Source organism: Rhodococcus sp. NPDC079359, assembly GCF_040702585.1.
In the GTDB taxonomy this organism is placed as follows: domain Bacteria; phylum Actinomycetota; class Actinomycetes; order Mycobacteriales; family Mycobacteriaceae; genus Rhodococcoides.
On sequence record NZ_JBFBLH010000002.1, the window covers coordinates 652,957 to 670,850 of the forward strand.

At 64.9% G+C, this 17,894-nt stretch carries 15 protein-coding genes; 7 read left to right on the forward strand and 8 right to left on the reverse strand.

Features of this window, described 5'->3' with window-relative positions:
- Nucleotide 1: 1 nt before the first annotated feature.
- Genes AB0362_RS07710 through AB0362_RS07720 form a run of 3 tightly spaced genes read left to right on the forward strand, consistent with a single transcriptional unit; the run spans nucleotide 2 to nucleotide 3,613 of the window.
- Entirely contained in the window at nucleotides 2-1,057 is a 1,056-nt protein-coding gene (locus AB0362_RS07710; protein ID WP_366235378.1) for an ArsO family NAD(P)H-dependent flavin-containing monooxygenase, read from the forward strand.
- The gene (locus AB0362_RS07715) at nucleotides 1,054-2,388 is read left to right on the forward strand and encodes an FAD-dependent oxidoreductase (RefSeq protein WP_366235379.1); all 1,335 of its coding nucleotides are present in this window, start codon (nucleotides 1,054-1,056) and stop codon (nucleotides 2,386-2,388) included. Before AB0362_RS07710 ends, AB0362_RS07715 begins: the two co-directional genes overlap by 4 nt.
- Nucleotides 2,381-3,613, forward strand: coding sequence for an MFS transporter (locus AB0362_RS07720; RefSeq protein WP_366235380.1), 1,233 nt, complete (start codon nucleotides 2,381-2,383; stop codon nucleotides 3,611-3,613). The genes AB0362_RS07715 and AB0362_RS07720 overlap by 8 nt, the downstream gene beginning before the upstream one ends.
- Here the strand turns inward: AB0362_RS07720 and AB0362_RS07725 are convergent.
- The 3 genes from AB0362_RS07725 to AB0362_RS07735 all read right to left on the reverse strand — a co-directional run bounded on the left by AB0362_RS07725 (nucleotide 3,598) and on the right by AB0362_RS07735 (nucleotide 8,011).
- On the reverse strand, nucleotides 3,598-4,344 hold the full coding sequence (locus AB0362_RS07725; RefSeq protein ID WP_068049019.1) for a sulfite exporter TauE/SafE family protein: 747 nt from the start codon (nucleotides 4,342-4,344) through the stop codon (nucleotides 3,598-3,600). The two genes, AB0362_RS07720 and AB0362_RS07725, sit on opposite strands and share 16 nt — an antisense overlap.
- A 67-nt stretch (nucleotides 4,345-4,411) precedes the next feature.
- Complete coding sequence (locus AB0362_RS07730) at nucleotides 4,412-6,073, reverse strand: NTF2-like N-terminal transpeptidase domain-containing protein (protein ID WP_366235440.1); 1,662 nt, start codon at nucleotides 6,071-6,073, stop codon at nucleotides 4,412-4,414.
- Between the two features lie 108 nt (nucleotides 6,074-6,181).
- Nucleotides 6,182-8,011, reverse strand: a complete 1,830-nt coding sequence (locus AB0362_RS07735; RefSeq protein ID WP_366235381.1) for a penicillin-binding transpeptidase domain-containing protein — start codon at nucleotides 8,009-8,011, stop codon at nucleotides 6,182-6,184.
- Between the two features lie 91 nt (nucleotides 8,012-8,102).
- Between AB0362_RS07735 and AB0362_RS07740 the strand changes: the two genes are divergently transcribed.
- The 3 genes from AB0362_RS07740 to AB0362_RS07750 all read left to right on the forward strand — a co-directional run bounded on the left by AB0362_RS07740 (nucleotide 8,103) and on the right by AB0362_RS07750 (nucleotide 11,275).
- Nucleotides 8,103-8,648 (forward strand): hypothetical protein, encoded by a 546-nt coding sequence (locus AB0362_RS07740; protein ID WP_366235382.1) that lies wholly within the window; start codon nucleotides 8,103-8,105, stop codon nucleotides 8,646-8,648.
- Between the two features lie 133 nt (nucleotides 8,649-8,781).
- Complete coding sequence (locus AB0362_RS07745) at nucleotides 8,782-10,392, forward strand: ATP-binding cassette domain-containing protein (RefSeq protein ID WP_366235383.1); 1,611 nt, start codon at nucleotides 8,782-8,784, stop codon at nucleotides 10,390-10,392.
- 97 nt (nucleotides 10,393-10,489) lie between these two features.
- Nucleotides 10,490-11,275, forward strand: a complete 786-nt coding sequence (locus tag AB0362_RS07750) for an alpha/beta hydrolase (RefSeq protein ID WP_366235441.1) — start codon at nucleotides 10,490-10,492, stop codon at nucleotides 11,273-11,275.
- A gap of 68 nt (nucleotides 11,276-11,343) precedes the next feature.
- On the opposite strand, the gene AB0362_RS07755 is transcribed toward AB0362_RS07750, so the two are convergent.
- The gene (locus tag AB0362_RS07755) at nucleotides 11,344-13,032 is read right to left on the reverse strand and encodes an AMP-binding protein (RefSeq protein ID WP_366235442.1); all 1,689 of its coding nucleotides are present in this window, start codon (nucleotides 13,030-13,032) and stop codon (nucleotides 11,344-11,346) included.
- Between the two features lie 104 nt (nucleotides 13,033-13,136).
- Between AB0362_RS07755 and AB0362_RS07760 the strand changes: the two genes are divergently transcribed.
- The gene (locus tag AB0362_RS07760) at nucleotides 13,137-13,610 is read left to right on the forward strand and encodes a DUF3995 domain-containing protein (RefSeq protein WP_082898697.1); all 474 of its coding nucleotides are present in this window, start codon (nucleotides 13,137-13,139) and stop codon (nucleotides 13,608-13,610) included.
- On the opposite strand, the gene AB0362_RS07765 is transcribed toward AB0362_RS07760, so the two are convergent.
- From AB0362_RS07765 to AB0362_RS07780, 4 genes are read right to left on the reverse strand one after another with little or no spacing between them, the layout of a single operon-like run.
- The gene (locus AB0362_RS07765; RefSeq protein ID WP_094640485.1) at nucleotides 13,607-14,713 is read right to left on the reverse strand and encodes an ATP-binding cassette domain-containing protein; all 1,107 of its coding nucleotides are present in this window, start codon (nucleotides 14,711-14,713) and stop codon (nucleotides 13,607-13,609) included. The two genes, AB0362_RS07760 and AB0362_RS07765, sit on opposite strands and share 4 nt — an antisense overlap.
- 11 nt (nucleotides 14,714-14,724) lie before the next feature.
- The gene (locus AB0362_RS07770) at nucleotides 14,725-15,609 is read right to left on the reverse strand and encodes a carbohydrate ABC transporter permease (protein WP_068049004.1); all 885 of its coding nucleotides are present in this window, start codon (nucleotides 15,607-15,609) and stop codon (nucleotides 14,725-14,727) included.
- Nucleotides 15,609-16,559, reverse strand: a complete 951-nt coding sequence (locus AB0362_RS07775) for a sugar ABC transporter permease (protein WP_037196012.1) — start codon at nucleotides 16,557-16,559, stop codon at nucleotides 15,609-15,611. Before AB0362_RS07775 ends, AB0362_RS07770 begins: the two co-directional genes overlap by 1 nt.
- Nucleotides 16,556-17,890, reverse strand: a complete 1,335-nt coding sequence (locus tag AB0362_RS07780; RefSeq protein ID WP_094640501.1) for a sugar ABC transporter substrate-binding protein — start codon at nucleotides 17,888-17,890, stop codon at nucleotides 16,556-16,558. The genes AB0362_RS07775 and AB0362_RS07780 overlap by 4 nt, the downstream gene beginning before the upstream one ends.
- Nucleotides 17,891-17,894: the final 4 nt, after the last annotated feature.

Here is a 17,894-nt window from a genome sequence, read left to right on the forward strand (position 1 = left end):
AATGAAGTACGACGTGGTGGTGATCGGCGGCGGTCAGGCAGGACTGGCCGCCGGCTACTACCTGCGACGAGCCGGGCTCGACTTCGTCGTTCTCGACGACCAGACGCATGCCGGAGGGTCCTGGCAGGACTACTGGCCGTCGCTGCACCTGTTCTCACCGGCGGAGTACTCGAGACTTCCCGGCTGGCCGATGCCTTCGTGGCACAACGGTTTCCCACCCGCGTCTCATGTGGTCGACTACTTGCGAGCGTACGAGGAGAAGTACGAACTGCCGGTGCACCGGCCCGTCCGGGTGACGGCCGTGCGTCGGGTCCCGGGCGGCTACCGAATCGACACAGATGGCGAGTCGTACACCGCCACAGCAGTCGTCAACGCGACGGGAACATGGTCTCGGCCCTTCTGGCCGAGCTACCCGGGCATGCGTGAATTCGGTGGGACCCAACTGCATGCCGCCGACTACCGCACACCGGACCGCTTCGCAGGCAAGAGAGTAGGGATCGTCGGCGGCGGAAACTCGGCTGCTCAGATACTTGCCGAGATCTCCACCGTCGCCGATACCTACTGGTACACCAGCCGTGAGCCGAAATTCCTGCCCGACGACGTCGATGGGCGCGTGCTGTTCGATGTCGCCAGCGACCGCGCCCGAGCGCTGGCAGCGGGTGACACCGATACCGGCGGGGTCGCAGGCTTGGGCGACATCGTCATGGTCCCGCCGGTGAAGGAGGCCAGGGATCGCGGCGTCCTGCAGGCCCGGCCGATGTTCACGGCGATCACAGCCGACGGGGTGACGGACGGGCACACGACGGAGAAACTGGATGCGATCGTCTGGTGCACCGGTTTTCGGCCCGCGTTGCGGCATCTGCAACCGCTGCACCTGCACACCGACGGACCTCGGATCACGTTGGAGGACAATCATATTCATGGCGAGTCGACCCTGATGTTCCTGGGGTACGGCGACTGGACAGGACCGGCATCGGCAACGCTCATCGGCGTCGGCCTTACCGCACGCGCAGCAGTGAACACTCTCGCTCGACGAGGAAAGGTAGATCAGTCATGAACGAATACCCCGTAGTAGTGATCGGCGCAGGCCCCATCGGTCTCGCCGCCGCAGCACATCTCACCGAAACCGGCTCTGCCGTGGTCGTTCTCGAACGCGGACCGTCCGCAGGCGCGGCAGTGTCCGAATGGAACCACGTGCGGTTGTTCTCCCCGTGGTCCGAGGTCGTGGATCCCGCTGCCGCACGGTTGCTCGAGCCGACCGGCTGGACTGCACCGGACGGCGACACCTACGCCACCGGTCGCGAATGGGTGGAGCGGTACCTCGCCCCCCTCGCAACTGTCCTCGGAGACGCTGTTCGAGTCGATTCCGAAGTGGTCGGCGTAGCCCGCCGTGGACGCGACCGCGTCGTCGACGCCGGCCGCGACACCGAGCCGCTGTCCGTGCACATCCGGCATTCCGACGGCAGCGAGGAACGTGTGCTCGCCCGCGCGGTCGTCGACGCGTCGGGCACCTGGGGATCGCCGAATCCACTGGGTAGCGAAGGGCTTGCGGCCATCGGTGAGAAGTTCTCCGCCGACAGAATCGACTACCGAGTCCCCGATCTGACCGATCCGGCGATTCGCGCCCAGTTCGCGGGCAAGCACACGATCATCGCAGGCAGCGGCCACTCCGCCCTGACCGCCATCATCACCTTCGCCGAACTCGCGGCCGATGAACCAGGAACGACGCTCACCTGGGCCGTGCGCCGAGGCGTCACCGCAGACGTGTTCGGCGGCGGAGAAGCCGACGAACTCGCTGCTCGCGGCGCTCTGGGGCAACGCGCCAAGAAAGCCGTCGACGACGGTTTCCTCACCGTGCAATCGGGATTCCGCACCGAAACCGTTGCGGTCGAGGGTGATCGGATGACCCTCGTCGGCGATACCGGCGCTCGCATCGGGAACGTCGATCGCGTGGTCGCACTCACCGGCTTCCGGCCGGATCTGTCGTGGCTGTCCGAGGTTCGCCTCGATCTCGATCCCACGCTGCAGGCACCCAAGTTCGTCGCCGAATTGGTGGACCCCAACATGCATTCGTGTGGATCGGTGTCACCGCACGGAGTCGAAGAACTCACCCAACCCGAGCCCGGCTTCTACCTGGTGGGCATGAAGAGCTACGGCCGCGCGCCGACGTTCCTCGCGATGACCGGATACGAGCAGGTTCGCAGCATCGCAGCCGAACTCGCCGGTGATCACGAGGGCGCACGGAAGGTCGAGCTGACGCTGCCCGACACCGGCGTCTGCGGCGGCGCGGGCCTGTTCGACGATCCCGACGCCCCGTCGAGCGGCGGTTGCTGCGGTGCCCCTGCTGCGCCGGAGTTGATCACTCTCGGCGCACCGTCGCGTGACTGACTCTGCGGCAGTGGATTCGGCGTTACGCCTGGGAATTTCGCACCCGGGGCGACGCCGAATCCTGTCGGTTCTGTGCGTCACGGAGATAACCAGCTGGGGAATTCTGTACTACGCCTTCCCCGTTCTGTCGCCTGCGATCTCCGCGGATACCGGATGGTCGACGACGTCGATCGTGGCCGCGTTCTCGATCAGCCAGTTCGTTGCAGCATTGGTCGGAGTTCCCGTCGGTCGCATCCTCGACCGCCGCGGACCGCGCTGGGTGATGAGCGCAGGGTCGATTCTCGCGATACCCGCGCTGGTTCTCATCGCGACGTCCCCGACACTTCCGCTGTTCTTTCTCGGATGGTTCGCGGCCGGTATCGCCATGGGGGCGGTGCTGTATCCCCCTGCGTTCGCGGCACTGACACGGTGGTGGGGCACCGACCGCGTCCGAGCCCTGATGATCCTCACTCTGGCCGCGGGACTGGCCAGTACGGTCTTCGCTCCGCTGACCGCGATCCTGTCGAGCCACTCCGATTGGCGTCGAACGTATCTCGTACTCGCAGTCGTCCTACTGGTCGTCACCGTTCCAGCGCACACGATCGGGTTGCGCGGACAGTGGCCGTCGACGGGTGAGTCCGCGCACGCGCGAGCAGTACCTACTGCTGCACAGACCGTCCGTAGTCGTCCGTTCGTCATGCTCACCGCGGCGATGAGCGTCACCGGCTTCGTCGCGTTCGCCGGAATCTTCAATCTGGTTCCGCTGCTGATCGAACACGGTGCCGATACCGCTCTCGCGGCAACGGGTCTCGGTCTCGGCGGAGCCGGGCAGGTGCTCGGCCGCATCGGTTACCTTCCGTTGCAACGCTTCGCCGGTACCCGAACCAGGACCGTAGGGATCATCGCCGCAACTGCCCTGTCGACCATCCTGCTCGGCGTCGCCACCTCGGTCGTGGCGCTGATCGCCGTCGCGATCGGTGCCGGACTCGCGCGCGGACTGTTCACACTCGTCCAGGCCACCGCCATCACCGATCGATGGGGTCCGAGCCAGTACGGGCATCTGAGCGGCATCATGTCTGCGCCGATCGTCATCGCGATGGCCTCGGCCCCCTGGGCCGGTGCCGTGCTCGCCGAATGGACCGGAAGCTACTCGGGTGCGTACGTGATTCTCGGCCTTCTGGCGCTGACCGCCGTCGGGCTGGCTGCGCTGAGCATGCCGAACACCGACCATCAGCCGAAGGCCTGATACCCCAGCCACCCGGCGAGACCGAGCCCCAGAATCCCGACGCCGACGCGCAGGATGATCGGCGAGATCACCTTGACCGTCGGTGGCCCGCAGGCACCGCCGACGAAACATCCGATGGCCAGCGCAAGTGCCGCCCACCAGTGCACCTGACCGAAGAACGAAAAGATGATCGCCGCAATCAGATTGGCGATGCCGAGGAAGAAGCTCTTCAGAACGCTTGCGCGCCAGAAGGTATCCGAAGTGCAGATCAACGCCAACGCGAGAAAGATGACGCCTGCCCCGGCCCCGAAGTAGCCGCCGTAGATCGCCACGGCGAACAGGGCCAGCGGATAGAGCGTCGGAAACTCTCTGCCGCCGGACAGCTTTCGAATACTCGGCTGCAGCAGAAGCGCGATGGCTGCCATCGCCACCAGGAACGGTACGACCACCTCGAACGAACCGTCCGGCGTATTGAGCAACAGAACCGCACCGGTGGTACCGCCGAGAGCCGAGTAGATCGCGTAGCGAACCAGCTGCTTGCCGTCCTTGGCGAGCTCGGCCGAGGAACTCGCCGTCGCCCCGACACCGGCCGCGACCAATGCGACCGTGTTCGTCACGTTCGCAGACACCGCAGGCAGACCAACCGCAAGCAGCGCAGGATAGGAGACCAGCGATGCGAGCCCGGTGACGAACCCGATGAGCCCGGCGAAGAACCCGGCCACCACCAGGAGTCCGAAATCGAGCACAGTCACCGAATAAAACTACCGTGCCTAACGATCGACCCGAATCCCTGGTCATTTCGCAGGCTCCACTCCTGCCCTACTCGACGGGGTTCGCCATCTCCTGCAGCAACCGGCTCGTCATGCGCACTGCCTGATCCCCGCCGTCCGCGTCCTCGATGTAGATCGCGAACGCGACATCACCGCTGGTGGCGAGCACGAAGCGATCGTCGCCACTTTCCCCGGCGAATCCCTGCACCCCGTCGAACGTGTCGAGACCGCTACTGCGGGACGAGTCGGCAAGGATGCCGCGCAACCGATTTGCCGCATCCGACCCGAGTGCATGGGACTCACGATTCGCGACCGCGGTCTGACCGGCGACTATCGTCGGAGTCGGAGCGCTGCCCCGTGAGATCGCGGCCGCCATCTGTGCGAGACCGAACGGAGTCACCGTCGCCTCGTCGCCGGAGGCGGTCGACACGGCCCTGATGCCGTCGATCGCGCTGCGACTGTCGGCGGGAGTTCCGGTGTAGGCGTCGAGTCCGGGCATCGAGTAGCTCATACCGAGACCCAGTGCCGCAGCCGCATCCTCGGCGCTGTCGTCACCGCGATCGGACTGTGCCGCCTCGATCAACTCCGATGCGGTGCCGGCCGGGTACGAGCCCCCGAACACCACGTCGCCCTGCTCGTTCGCGTAACTGTTCTGTGCCGCAGCGAGAATCGCACCGGTCGAGGTGGACAGAGCGACGATCGACGCCGACGACCCCGCCATGACAACCGCATTCTCGGCGGCGAGTTGAACGCGCGGATCGAGCGTCGCGTGCAGGTCAGGACCACCGGGCCCCTGGAAACCGACACGGCGCTCGCCGATTCCGTCGACGGTGTAGGTGTCGACGGCCCAGCCTGCGGTGGCGTCGCGTCCTTCCTGCCATGCGCTTCGCAACGAATCGAGCACGGGTGAGGTGATCCGACGGTCGTCGACGATGAGCTTGGGTTGCGGAGAAACCACCACTCCCGGCACGGCGCGCAGGTCGTCTTCGAGGACGGCGAAATCGTCGTCGCGCAGGGTCACCGCGGTGATCGGTGCACCGCCGGACGAGTTCAATTCGGCCAGCATCGATTCGGAAGTGATGAGCGGTGCGACGACATCGATGACGTCTGCGAGTTGCGCGGTGGACGCCGCCGGATCGCTCGTCTGCGCCGGGTCGAGGGAGATGGCGTTGATGGTTCGCTCGCTCATCAGCACGTTGTTCGCGGCGTCGAAGATCAGCGGCGGGGCAGCGTCGGTCCGGGTGTATCGAACCGATCCGCCCGAGGTGAGGTCCGGGACGAGAGTGGCCGGATCCCACGCGATGCGCCAGCCGACGCTGAGTTTCTTGGTCGAGCCCTGAGCGCTGTACTTCCAGTCCTTGCCCTCACCGAAATTCCATGCCGACGCGAGAGTGAAGTAGCCACTCTCGTCGGAGAGGTCCATGTACTGGGTCAGGTCGAAATCCCCGGTGGACGTGCCGTCGGCCGACAAGCCGTCGAACATCTGGTTCAGTGCGGCCGTCGCGGCGTTGGGGTAGGTCGTCATCGCGGCAGCCGCAGCGACGTCTCGGTTGTCCAGGGCGTCGACGAATTTCGAGACCAGCACCTCGGCCTCGCTCGGCGGGCGATCGACCATCCAGAACGCTGCCGAGACCGTCAACGTCGCCGATGCTGCAACGGCGACGAGGTAGCGACCGCGGACCTTGCGCGGGCCACGACGGGCACGACTCATAGAACTCATGAGTCACAATATTCACTGTAGTCACACGAGTAACAAGCACGGGATTCATACGAGCCGGTCACGATTGGGATACGCCGTGGTCGGTTCACCTCAGGCTGTTCACCTCAGGAAGCGACCCGCAGCGTCGATGGCAGGCGTCGAACTGCCGGCGTCGTTGACGAACACCGCGAACGCGAGATCACCGGAGATACCGACGAACCAGCCGTGCGCTCCTTCGTTGTTCGCACCGAATTCGGCGGTGCCGGTCTTGCCGAGCAACCCGGGGATGTCGTTCAGCGCTGTGGCCGTGCCGCCGGTGATCGTTTCGCGCATCATGGCTTTGATCTGCTCGGTGACCTGGGGGTTCACCGCTGCCGGCTGCATGTTTCCCACTCCCGGCTCACTGGGGACCACCGTCGGTGGGAGCAATCCGTTGTTCGCGATCGACGACGCGACCAGCGCCATTCCGAACGGCGACGCGGTCACCTGCCCCTGACCGATGGCGGATTCGACCCGCTGCGCCGGGGTGTCGGCGGACGGCACCGAACCGGTGACGGTCGTCAGACCGGGGGTGACGTAGTCGACGCCGAGGCCGTACTGCGCGGCCGCGTCGGTCAGCCCGTTCGGTGGGAGTGCCACGCCCAGGCGGCCCATCGTCGTATTGCAGGACCTGGCGAAAGCGGTGTGCAGCGGCACGTTGCCGAGATCGAAGTTGTCGTCGTTCGGGATCTGCCGACCCTCGATGTTCTCGGTCGCCGGGCACGGCAGCACCGTATCGGGGGTGACTGCACCGGACTGCAGTGCAGCCGAGGTGGTCACCGTCTTGAACGTCGACCCCGGCGGGTACAGACCGGTGAGGGCGATCGGACCCTCGGCGTCCGCGGCGGCGTTCTGCGCCACGGCGAGAACCGCCCCCGTCGACGGCCGAAGCGCAACGATGGCCGCCTGTTGCGGCAGCGACGCGAGAGCATTCTCGGCTTTGAGCTGCAGTGCCGAATCCAGGGTGGTCGCGATGTCGTCTCCCGTTGCGGCGTCGCGGCCGGCAAGCGGGGTGATGGAGCCGTCTGCGGCAACGGCCTGCACAGCCCATCCACGATTGGCGGCCTGCTCCTGCTCCCACAGCGTCGTCAGGTCGTTGAGGACCGGCGAAACGAGGTTGCGGTCGGTGGCGAGCAGCCGCGTCTGCGGAGCCAGAGTGACTCCGGGGACGGCCGCGAGCTGACCACCGATGGGGTCGATATCGGACTGACGAAGGGTGACGATCGTCGCTGAGTTACCCTGCGCGCCGGCAACAGTCGCTGCCACCGATTCGGCCGTGACACCCGAAACGACGGAGCCGACGAGATTCGCGACCGCCACCGGATCGGCCTTCGCATCGGCGTTGACGAGGGTCACCACCTGCTGCGACATCAGCTCGACGCCGTTGCCGTCGAAGATGCGCGGTGCGACGAGCGCATCGGTGGGAGTGAAACGCACCGACGAGTCGGCGGTCAGGCCCGGAACCAACATCGCCGGATCCCAGGTGATCTTCCAGCCCTGCTCGGTCTCGGCGGCTGTCGCAGAGGTGGTGTAGTTCCACTCCTTCGGCTCGCCGTCGGGTTCGGCGGTGCCGTCGGTGGTCGTCGAGAACCGCCAGCCGGCATTCAACGTGAACGTGCCCGCATCCTCGTTGGCGTCGACGGCCTCGAAATCGGGAGTGGCCGTCACCGTTCCGCCGGCCGACAACCCGTCGTACAGCTCGGTGAGCGCTGCCGTCGCGCCTGCCGGGTCGGTGGTCAACGCGGCGGCCTGGTCGATGTTCGAGCTGTTCACCGCCTCCACGAACTGCTCGGCGACAGTCTGCGGCTGATCCGGCCCACTCTGCCCGCAAGCGGCGAGCACCAGTGCCAGTACGGACACGATCGCGGCCAGAGTCGTCGGTCTTCTCGAAGTGCGCACGGGGTCGATCATGCCCCAGTGCATCCGCGAAACACCGGTGGCACGATCTCGAAATGAGGTGTAATTCTGTAATTAGTCTTACAACACCCACCGAGGAGTCCCCATGAAACCCAACGGTCGCTCGTTCGGTCGCCCCGGCGGCTGGCAGCACGCAGACATTCCGGATGCCACCGATGCAGCCGATTGGTTCGGTGGCCGACTCCCGGACACCTGGTTCGACGGTGCCGCCTCGGTCGAGGTCGACCGAGAGGAAATCGTCGTCGTCGGAACACTGCCCGTGGAGCAGGACAGTTCATCCGCAGCCACCGAGGGCCGCATCGCGCGATTCCGCGAAAGCACCCGGGGCGACCGCATGCAGATCGCCGACGAGGCCGAGAAGCGCTACGGGCGCAAGGTCGCGTGGGGCGTTCGGACCGGGTCCGAGGTGGTCCTGTTCACCCACCTCGCCGTCCCGGTCATGACACGCCTGCGTCAGCCCGAGCGTCGCGTCCTCGACACCCTCGTCGACGCCGGGGTCGCTCGCTCCCGGGCCGACGCTCTGGCCTGGGCCGTCAAGCTGGTCGGCGAACACACGCAGGAATGGCTGGACGAGCTCCGCGGGGCCATGGAGACGGTCGACGAGCTACGCAAGAAGGGGCCGTCGGTCTAATTCGATTGCGCGAACGTCAGGCTCAGGGTTACCGTGATCCTTGCCTTGTCGTCCACAGATTCGGAGAGGCCATTGCTCTTCCAAAGGTTCTAGACGCCTGCAGATCGTTCGCATGCACACCTTTGGAGCGCCCATGCCTCATTCATCTTCCCTTTCTGTCTCGAACCTGTCGTTCTCCTGGCCCGACGGCGACCCCGTGTTCGACGCCTTGTCGGTCATCTTTCATAGCGGCACAACAGGTCTCATCGGCTCCAACGGTGCCGGAAAGTCGACGCTGCTGAAGTTGCTCGCCGGGGAGTTGACTCCACAGCGCGGTTCGATCTCGACTCCCGGCGTGCTGGGCCATCTACGCCAGGACGTCGCACTGGACCCCGATCTACCCGTGGACAGGGTGCTGGCCATCGAGTCGGTGCGAAAAGCATTGCATCGCATAGAATCCGGCTCCTCCACCGAGGACGACTTCACAATCGTCGGATCGGCGTGGGACGTCGAGGAACGCGCTCTGGCACTGCTGAACAAACTCGGCCTCGGCAGCATCGTCGGCTCTGTGGGCGACCTGGATCGCCGCGTCGGCACCCTGTCGGGCGGCGAGACGACACTGCTGGCACTCACCGCACAATTGCTCGCCCAACCCGACGTACTGCTACTGGACGAGCCGACCAACAATCTCGATCACGGTGCGCGAGAGCGGTTGTACACGGCGGTCGACGGCTACCCGGGTGTGCTGATCGTGTGCACTCACGACCTCGAGCTGCTCGAACGCGTCGACACCATCGCCGAGGTGCGAGCAGAGCGCAACGGAGTGTCCCGGCTGCGCATGTTCGGCGGCAACTACCAGCACTACCGCTCGGTCGTCGACGCGGAACAGCAGGCGGCACGGGCGACGATCCGCGATGCGAAGAACGATGTCCGCAAGCAGGAACGCGAATTGATCGACACCCGAATCAAACTCGACCGACGCCTGCGCTTCGGCAAGAAGATGGAAGAGCACAAGCGCGTGCCGCCGATCCTTGCGGGCCGACGCAAGCGGGCCGCCCAGGAATCGGCAGGCAAACTCCACGGAACCCACAGCGACCGCGTCGACGACGCCCGATCGTCCCTGTCGGCCGCCGAGGATCTCCTGCGCGACGACCGCGAGATACGCGTCGACCTCCCGGCGACGAAAGTCCACGCGGGACAGGTGGTTCTTGCGCACGAGGACCTGCGCATCGTGGGCCCTGAGCGCATCGCACTGATCGGACCGAACGGCAGCGGCAAGACCACGCTGCTGCGGGCCCTGGACGCCACCGGGGCAGAGGTGCCGTGGAAGTATCTGCCGCAGCGACTCGACGTCTTCGACGAATCCCGCACCGTCGCCGAGAACATTGCCGACGTCGCCCCGCAGGCCACAGCCGAACAGATCCGCGGCCAACTCGCCCGCTTCCTGTTCCGCGGATCCGACGCCGACGCCGTCGTCGCCACCCTCTCCGGTGGCGAACGACTGCGGGCCGCACTGGCCCGAATACTGCTGGCCGAGCCTGCTCCGAAACTACTGATACTCGACGAGCCGACCAACAACCTCGACATCACCAGCCGACAACACCTCATCGACGCGCTCGACACATTCGAGGGTGCGCTGATCATCGCCAGCCACGATCGACCGTTCCTCGACGCCATCGGAACCACCCGCACCGTCGACCTCACCCCGACCGTCGAGTCTCCCGAGTCCGCCGAAGAAGCGCCCGCCCGTAGGGAGTCAATGTGACGTTCAGTGGACGGGAGTGGAGCCTGCGGAACGACCCACAAGCGCAGTTCGGGGGTCAATGTCACATTGAGTGGACTTCGTTCGGGAGGATTGCGGGGTGGAGTACGCCTCGAATGCAGACGATGGGACACGAATCGCGTACACGGTGGTGGGGTCGGGGCCGCCGTTGTTGATGGTGCACGGCAGTTTTCTGACGCACACGATCTGGCGGACGTTCGGCTACGTGAAGGCGCTACGCGGAGCTCGGCAGTTGATTCTGATCGACAGTCGCGGGCACGGCCGCAGCGAGAAACCCCATTCTCCCGACGCGTACGCGATGAGCACGATAGTCGGCGATCTGACGGCGGTGCTCGACGCGGTGGGCGCGGAGACCGTGGACTATCTGGGGTATTCGTTCGGGGCTCGGGCCGGGTTGGCGCTGACGGCAGCGGCTCCTGAACGAGTGCGATCGCTGGCCGTCGGCGGCGGTAGTCACGGCGCTCAGGCCGGCGCGTTCGATCGCCTGTTCTTCCCCGGGTGCGCAGACGTGTTGGAGCAGGGCGGCATGGACGGGTTCCTCGAGGCGTGGAACAGCCACCGTATGTTCCCGATCGATGCCGGCACGCGAGCGGTGTTCTCCGCCAACGACGCCCAGGCCATGGCCGCGTACATTCGGGCGTCCGACGCCGATCCCGGCCTACCCGACGACGCGTTGCAGCAGTTCACCCAGCCGTCGCTGTTCTACGTCGGCAGTCAGGACGGCACCAGGCTCGACGACACCCGGGCTGCCGCGGCGCTGGTACCGAACTCAGAATTGCACGTGATCCGCGGATTCGACCACGCGACAACGATGGCGGCCACCCCGGAAGTGCTCGGGATTCTCGAACGGTTCTGGGACAAGTGACCTCAGTGTCCACAATTCGGCTCGAGAAGCGGGATCCCGCGTCCGAACCCAGACGGTGGACAGCCACATCACCTCTTCAGTGCAGGGAACTGGTCGTCGCGCCACTCGGTCTCCAGCGGTCCGACGGCCGCGTCCTCGCGGGCGCGCAGTTCCACTCGGCGGATCTTGCCCGAGATGGTTTTCGGTAGCTCGAAGAACTCGATTCGGCGCACCCGCAGGAACGGCGCAAGGTGCTCGCGGGCGTACTTGAGGATCTCGAACGCGGTGTCCTCGTTGGGTTCCCAGCCCGACGCCAATGCCACATACGCCTTGGGGACGGCCAGTCGCGTCTCGTCGGGGGCGGGCACCACCGCGGCCTCGGCAACGGCGGGGTGTTCGATGAGCACGCTTTCGAGTTCGAACGGGGAGATCTTGTAGTCCGAGGCCTTGAACACGTCGTCGGTGCGGCCGACGTAGGTGATGTAGCCCTCGGAGTCCCGTGATGCGACGTCGCCGGTGTGGTAGTAACCGTCGGCCATGACAGCGGCGTTGCGTTCGGGGTCGCCGAGGTATCCGGTCATCAGGTTGAACGGCTGCTGCGCCAGGTCGAGGCAGATCTCGCCTTCGTCGGCGAGTTCGCCGGTGGTGGGGTCGACGATCACCACCGGCACGCCCGGTAGCGGCCTCCCCATCGAGCCGGACTTGAGTACCGCGCCGGGTGTATTGGCAACCAGTGCAGTGGTTTCCGTCTGGCCGAACCCGTCGCGGATATTGAGGCCCCACTCCTGCTGCACCCGCGAGATCACCTCGGGGTTGAGGGGCTCACCTGCTCCGATGGCCTCGCGTAGCGAACCACCGCCACCGGCGAGGTCGGCTTGAATCAGCATGCGCCACACTGTCGGTGGAGCACAGAACGTCGTCACCTCGGCCCGGCGGATCTGCTCGAGCAACGCTTTCGCGTCGAATTTTCCGTAGTTGTAGATGAAGATCGTCGCCTCGGCGATCCACGGCGCGAAGAAGCAACTCCACGCATGCTTGGCCCAACCCGGCGAGCTGATGTTCAAGTGCACGTCGCCCGGACGCAGACCGAGGAAGTACATGGTGCTCAGATGCCCGACGGGATAGGAGATCTGAGTGTGTTCGACGAGCTTGGGCTTGCTGGTGGTGCCGGAGGTGAAGTACATGAGAAGACGGTCGGTGGGAGCCGTCACGGACTCGAACGGCGCGGCCTCGACAGAACGAGCCTCGGCATAGTCGACCCAACCATTTCGAGCGGAGGTGGCGATGCGCAGGTAGTCCCCGGGTACGTCGTCGAATTTGCCGGTGTCCGAGGGGTTCACGATCACTGCGCGCGCATTGCCGCGCACCACACGGTCGGTCAGGTCTGCGGGCCCGATGGCAGTGGTGGTCGGCATCAACACCGCGCCCAGTTTCATCACCGCGAGCATCGCTTCCCACAGTTCCACCTGATTTCCGAGCATCAGGATCACCGAATCGCCGCGGCCGATGCCCTGTTGCTCGAGCCACCTGGCGACCTGGTCGGAACGACGCGCGATGTCGTCGAAGCTGTACTTGGCCTCGCTGCCGTCCTCTTCGACGATCCACAACGCAGTGCCGTCGTTGCCACGGGCGATCGCGTCGAACCAATCGATGGCCCAGTTGAACGTCTCTCCGAACGACGGCCACTCGAAAGTCTCTACGGCGCGGTCGTACTCGCCGTAGGAGTCGAGTAGCAGGTCGCGAGCGTTCCTGAATGCCGTATGTGCCGATTCGGCCATGCTTCCTCCGTAGCCTGTGATGCTCATCACCGCCACGGTAGGGGAGATGAACAATCCCTCGCTACCCCTGAACGGGGGTGAGAACTCGGCTAGCCTCGGTCACCGTGGCCATCGGATACTTCGCGATCGCAGGTGCACTGGGGATAGTTCACGCCGCGTTTTCCGGCTACTGGGCTGCAGGTGGCCGATGGATGTTGAACACCGTCGGATCATTCGCCACGGAGTGGGTCGAGACCGAACCGCAGACTGCGCGAACGGCGCTGCTGGTGCTCACGCTGGTCAAACTTGCAGCGGCAATTCTTCCCGCTCTCGCCTACATGAACCGGCCGCGCCTGGCAGCACAGAACCGGACCAGGCTGCCGGCAATCGTCCTCGGCATATCCTGGCCCGGCTCGGTGCTGCTGATTCTCTGGGGCGGAGCATCGTTCGTCGGAGCGGTGATCGGATTGATCGCCTCGGACGAGAACCGGAGCGTCAAGTACGGCCACCTGTTCTTCGACGGCATCTTCCTGCTCTGGGGTGCCGCCCTGCTGACGGCGCTGATCCTCTCTCGGAAAGCGCCGTACCAGCCGCGCTAGATGCGCTCACCTGTTTCCGGGTGGAAGAGGTGAATTGCACCGTCGAGGCGCTTCAGTCCGATGCTCTCGCCGATCCTCGCCGGGGCACGCACTGCCGAGCGGGCGACGAGCGACACGGGTCCCCCGTCGAGTCCCTTCACCTTCGGGTCGTCGAGGTGCGCGTACACGTACGACTCGCTGCCGAGCTCCTCGATGAGATCGACCTTGCCCTCGAAGCCCTCGCCACCGCCGTGGACGATGCCGATGTTCTCGGGCCGCATTCCGATGGTGACCTCGTCGATCCCCAGGCTCGCGAGCTTGGTCAGCTCGTCGCGCTCGAGCGGGAGCAGGAACTTACCGATCTGCACGCCGCCCGAGCCGATGGGTACCGTCATCAGGTTCATCGCCGGGGAGCCGATGAATCCTGCGACGAACGCGTTGACGGGATGGTCGTACAGGTCTGTGGGAGAGGCGAACTGCTGCAGTTTGCCACCACGCAGGACGGCGACGCGATCGCCCATCGTCATGGCCTCCACCTGATCGTGGGTGACGTAGACCGTCGTGGTGCCGAGCCGACGCTGCAACGCCGCGATCTGCGTACGCGTCTGCACTCGCAGTTTTGCGTCGAGGTTGGACAGTGGCTCGTCCATGCAGAACACCTGCGGCTCACGAACGATGGCGCGGCCCATGGCAACTCGCTGACGCTGGCCGCCCGAGAGCTTGCCGGGCTTGCGATCGAGGTACTCGGTGAGATCGAGCAGACGGGCCGCTTCCGCCACGCGTGCCTGACGCTTCTCGAGGCTCACTCCGCGCATCTTGAGCGCGAAGCCCATGTTCTCGCCGACGGTCTTGTTGGGGTAGAGCGCGTAGTTCTGAAAGACCATGGCGATGTCGCGGTCCTTGGAGGGGACTCCCACCATGTTCTTGCCACCGATTTCGATTGCGCCGCCGTCGATCTCCTCCAGACCGGCGAGCATCCGAAGTGCGGTGGACTTGCCGGAGCCGGACGGTCCGACCAGGACGACGAACTCGCCGTCCTTTATGTCGAGGTCGAGGGAATCGACGGCGAGCGAATCGGCACCTTCGTAGACGCAGGATGCCTTCTTGTACGTGATTGCAGCCATGAGACTTTCTCCTATTTGATGGCGCCGAAGGACAGACCGCGCACGAGCTTGTTCTGCGCGAACCATCCGGCAAGGACGACGGGGAGTGCTGCGAACGTCGCAGCGGCGGAAAGCTGGGCCCAGTACAGGCCCTGGCCGGTGATGAATCCGACGAGGTACACCGGAATCGTCTGGGCCTGAACGGCAGTGAGGTTGACGGCGAAGAAGAACTCGTTCCACGAGAAGATCACGCAGATCAACGACGTCGCTGCGATACCGGGAGAGACGAGCGGCAGGATCACCTCGCGGACCGACGTCCACAGCGACGCACCGTCCATGCTGGCGGCCTCGAGCAGTTCCGACGGCACCTCCATGAAGAACGAGCGCATCATCCACACGGCGATAGGCAGATTCATCGCGGTGTAGAGAATCACCAGTGCCCAGATGTTGTCGAGCATGCCGATGTCACCGACGATGACGTACAGCGGAACGATGACGGCCACAACGGGCAGCATCTTGGTGGAGATGAAGAAGAACAGCACGTCCTGGGTTTTCTTCACCGGCCGCAGCGACAGCGCGAATGCTGCCGGAACACCCAGCAGCAGAACGAGAATCGTCGAGACGATCGTCGCGAACGCCGAGTTCAGCAGGGTGGTGCCGATGCCGCTCTCGAGGACACCTCGATACTGATCGAGGGTGGGGGTGAAGATCAGCTTCGGCGGGTTGGAGTAGGCGTCGGCCTCCTGCTTGAAGCCGGTGATCACCATCCAGAGAACCGGGAAGAAGAATGCGATACCGGCCACCCAGGCCACGAACGACCAGATCGTGCCCGGGCCCCACTTGCTCTTCTTCCGGATCTCCTGCCCGTCGGAGGTCTGCGCGACGGCCTTCTTCTTGCTCGTGGTTGCCGTGCTCATCACGCCGCCTCCTCGTTTGCGCTGAAGCTCTTGAAGATCAGTCTCAGCGCCAGAGTGCTGAGAACGATGGTTGCCACCACGGTGACGACGCCCATGGCCGCGGCCTGACCGATGTCGAAGCCGAGGAAGGCACGCTGATAGATGTAGAACGGCAGGTTCGCCGACGCGACTCCCGGTCCACCGGAGGTCATCATGTAGACGGCATCGAAGGTGTTGACCAGATAGATCGCACCGAGGACGGTGCCGAGTTCGATGAAGCGGCGCAGGTGCGGCAACGTCAACTCACGGAAGAGTTTGAACGGGCCTGCCCCGTCGACACGCGCAGCCTCGGCGATGTCCTTCGGCATGGACTGCAGGCCGGCGAGGATCAGCAGCATCATGAACGGCGTCCACTGCCACACGAGGTTCGTCATGACCGCGGCCAGCGGGAACCGCGACACCCAGTCGATCTCACCGACTCCGAACGGACTCAGCGCGAAGTTGATCAGGCCGAAGACGGGATCGAACATCGTTGTCTTCCAGATCAGTGCACCGGCGACCGGGGTGACGAGAAACGGGGTGATCAGCAGCGTGCGAATCAAGCTGCGTCCGATGAACTTTCGATCGAGCAGCAGAGCGAGGGCCAGGCCGAGCACCACCGAGATGATCACGGTTCCGACGATCATGATCACGGTGTTCATCGCGACCTCGCGGAACTGACTGTCGCGGAACACGTCGATGTAGTTGTTCAGACCGTTGAACTCACGCGAACCCGGACGAACGAGGTTCCAGGACTGCGTCGAGTAGTACAGCGTGAACAGGAACGGGATCTGGGTGACGATGATGGCGAACACCAACGCCGGCAACAGTGGTCCTCGTCGACGCCACCCCTCTGCCTTGGAGATCGTTCTCGGTCTCGGTACGAACTTCTCCGGTTCGGCCGGAGCCGTCCGTTCTTCGGTGGTGGTCATCCCTGGTCCTCCTGGTACGTCCTGCCGACCACTTCGGCGTATTGCTGCGCTTGGTCGAGCGCGTCGTCGACGCTGATCTGTCCGGCGATCGCGGCACTGATCTGTTGGCTGACCCGGGTACCGAGGTCCTGGAACTCCGGAATGGTCAGGAACTGGACTCCGGTGTACGGAACCGGATCCACGGTGGGGTCGTTCGGGTCGGCACTGTCGATGGAGTCGAGGGTCAGCTGACCGTAGGCCGCCGACGCCTCCGCGTACTCGGGAATCTCGTAGGTCGAGAGTCGACTTCCGGGAGGCACACGCTCCCAACCGAGTTCGTTACCGACCTTGTTCAGGTATTCCTTGCTGGTCATCCACGAGACGAACTTCCATGCCTCGTCGGGTGCCTCGCTGGTCTTGGGGATGCCCAGTGCCCAGGAGTACAGCCAACCGTTGTCGCCCTTGGCCGCCGACGGGGCCTTGGCGTAACCGATCTGCCCGACGACGTTGCTCGACGACGGGTCCTCGAGGACCGAGACGGCCGAGGTGGCGTCGTACCACATGGCGGTATTGCCCTGGGAGAGTTGCGTTCCGCACTCACTGAACCCACTGGTCGCCGCGCCGGCCTGACCGTGCTCGCGCACGGTGTCGACGTAGAACTGCACGGCTTCGCGTACCTCGGGACTGTTCAGCTGGGCGTTCCAGTTCTCGTCGTACCAGCGGCCGCCGAACGCGTTGATGACCGTGTTGAGCGGTGCGAGCACCTCACCCCAGCCGGGCTTGCCGCGCAGGCAGATTCCGGACAGGCCCGGGCTGTCGAGAGCGGCTGCGGCATCGGCCACCTGCTGCCAGGTGGGCTCGGCAGGCATGTCGATACCGGCCTGCTCCATCAGATCCTTGCGGTACATCAGGAACGACGATTCACCGTAGAACGGCACCGAGTACATGCTGCCCTCGTACGACAGCGACTCCTTCAGCGTGGGAATGAAGTCGTCCTCGTCGTAGCCCGGCGTGGCGTCGGCGTACTCGGAAAGATTGGTCAGCCAACCGTTCTCGGCCCACTGCGGGGTCTCGAAGTTGCTGATCATCACCACGTCGAACTCACCGCCGCCGGTCGCGACCGAGGCCGTGATCTTGGCTCGGGCCTCGTTCTCCGAGAGCGACACGAACTTCAGGTTGATACCCGGGTTCTCCGCCTCGAACTCCGGAGCAAGCGAAATGGCATCGGACATCTGCGAATTCGAGACGATCGCGACGGTGACCGTCGTACCGTCACCATCACCACCGAACGAGCCGGCACCGGCACATCCGGACACCACCAAGGTCGTCGCGAGCGAGGTCGCGACAACCACCTTC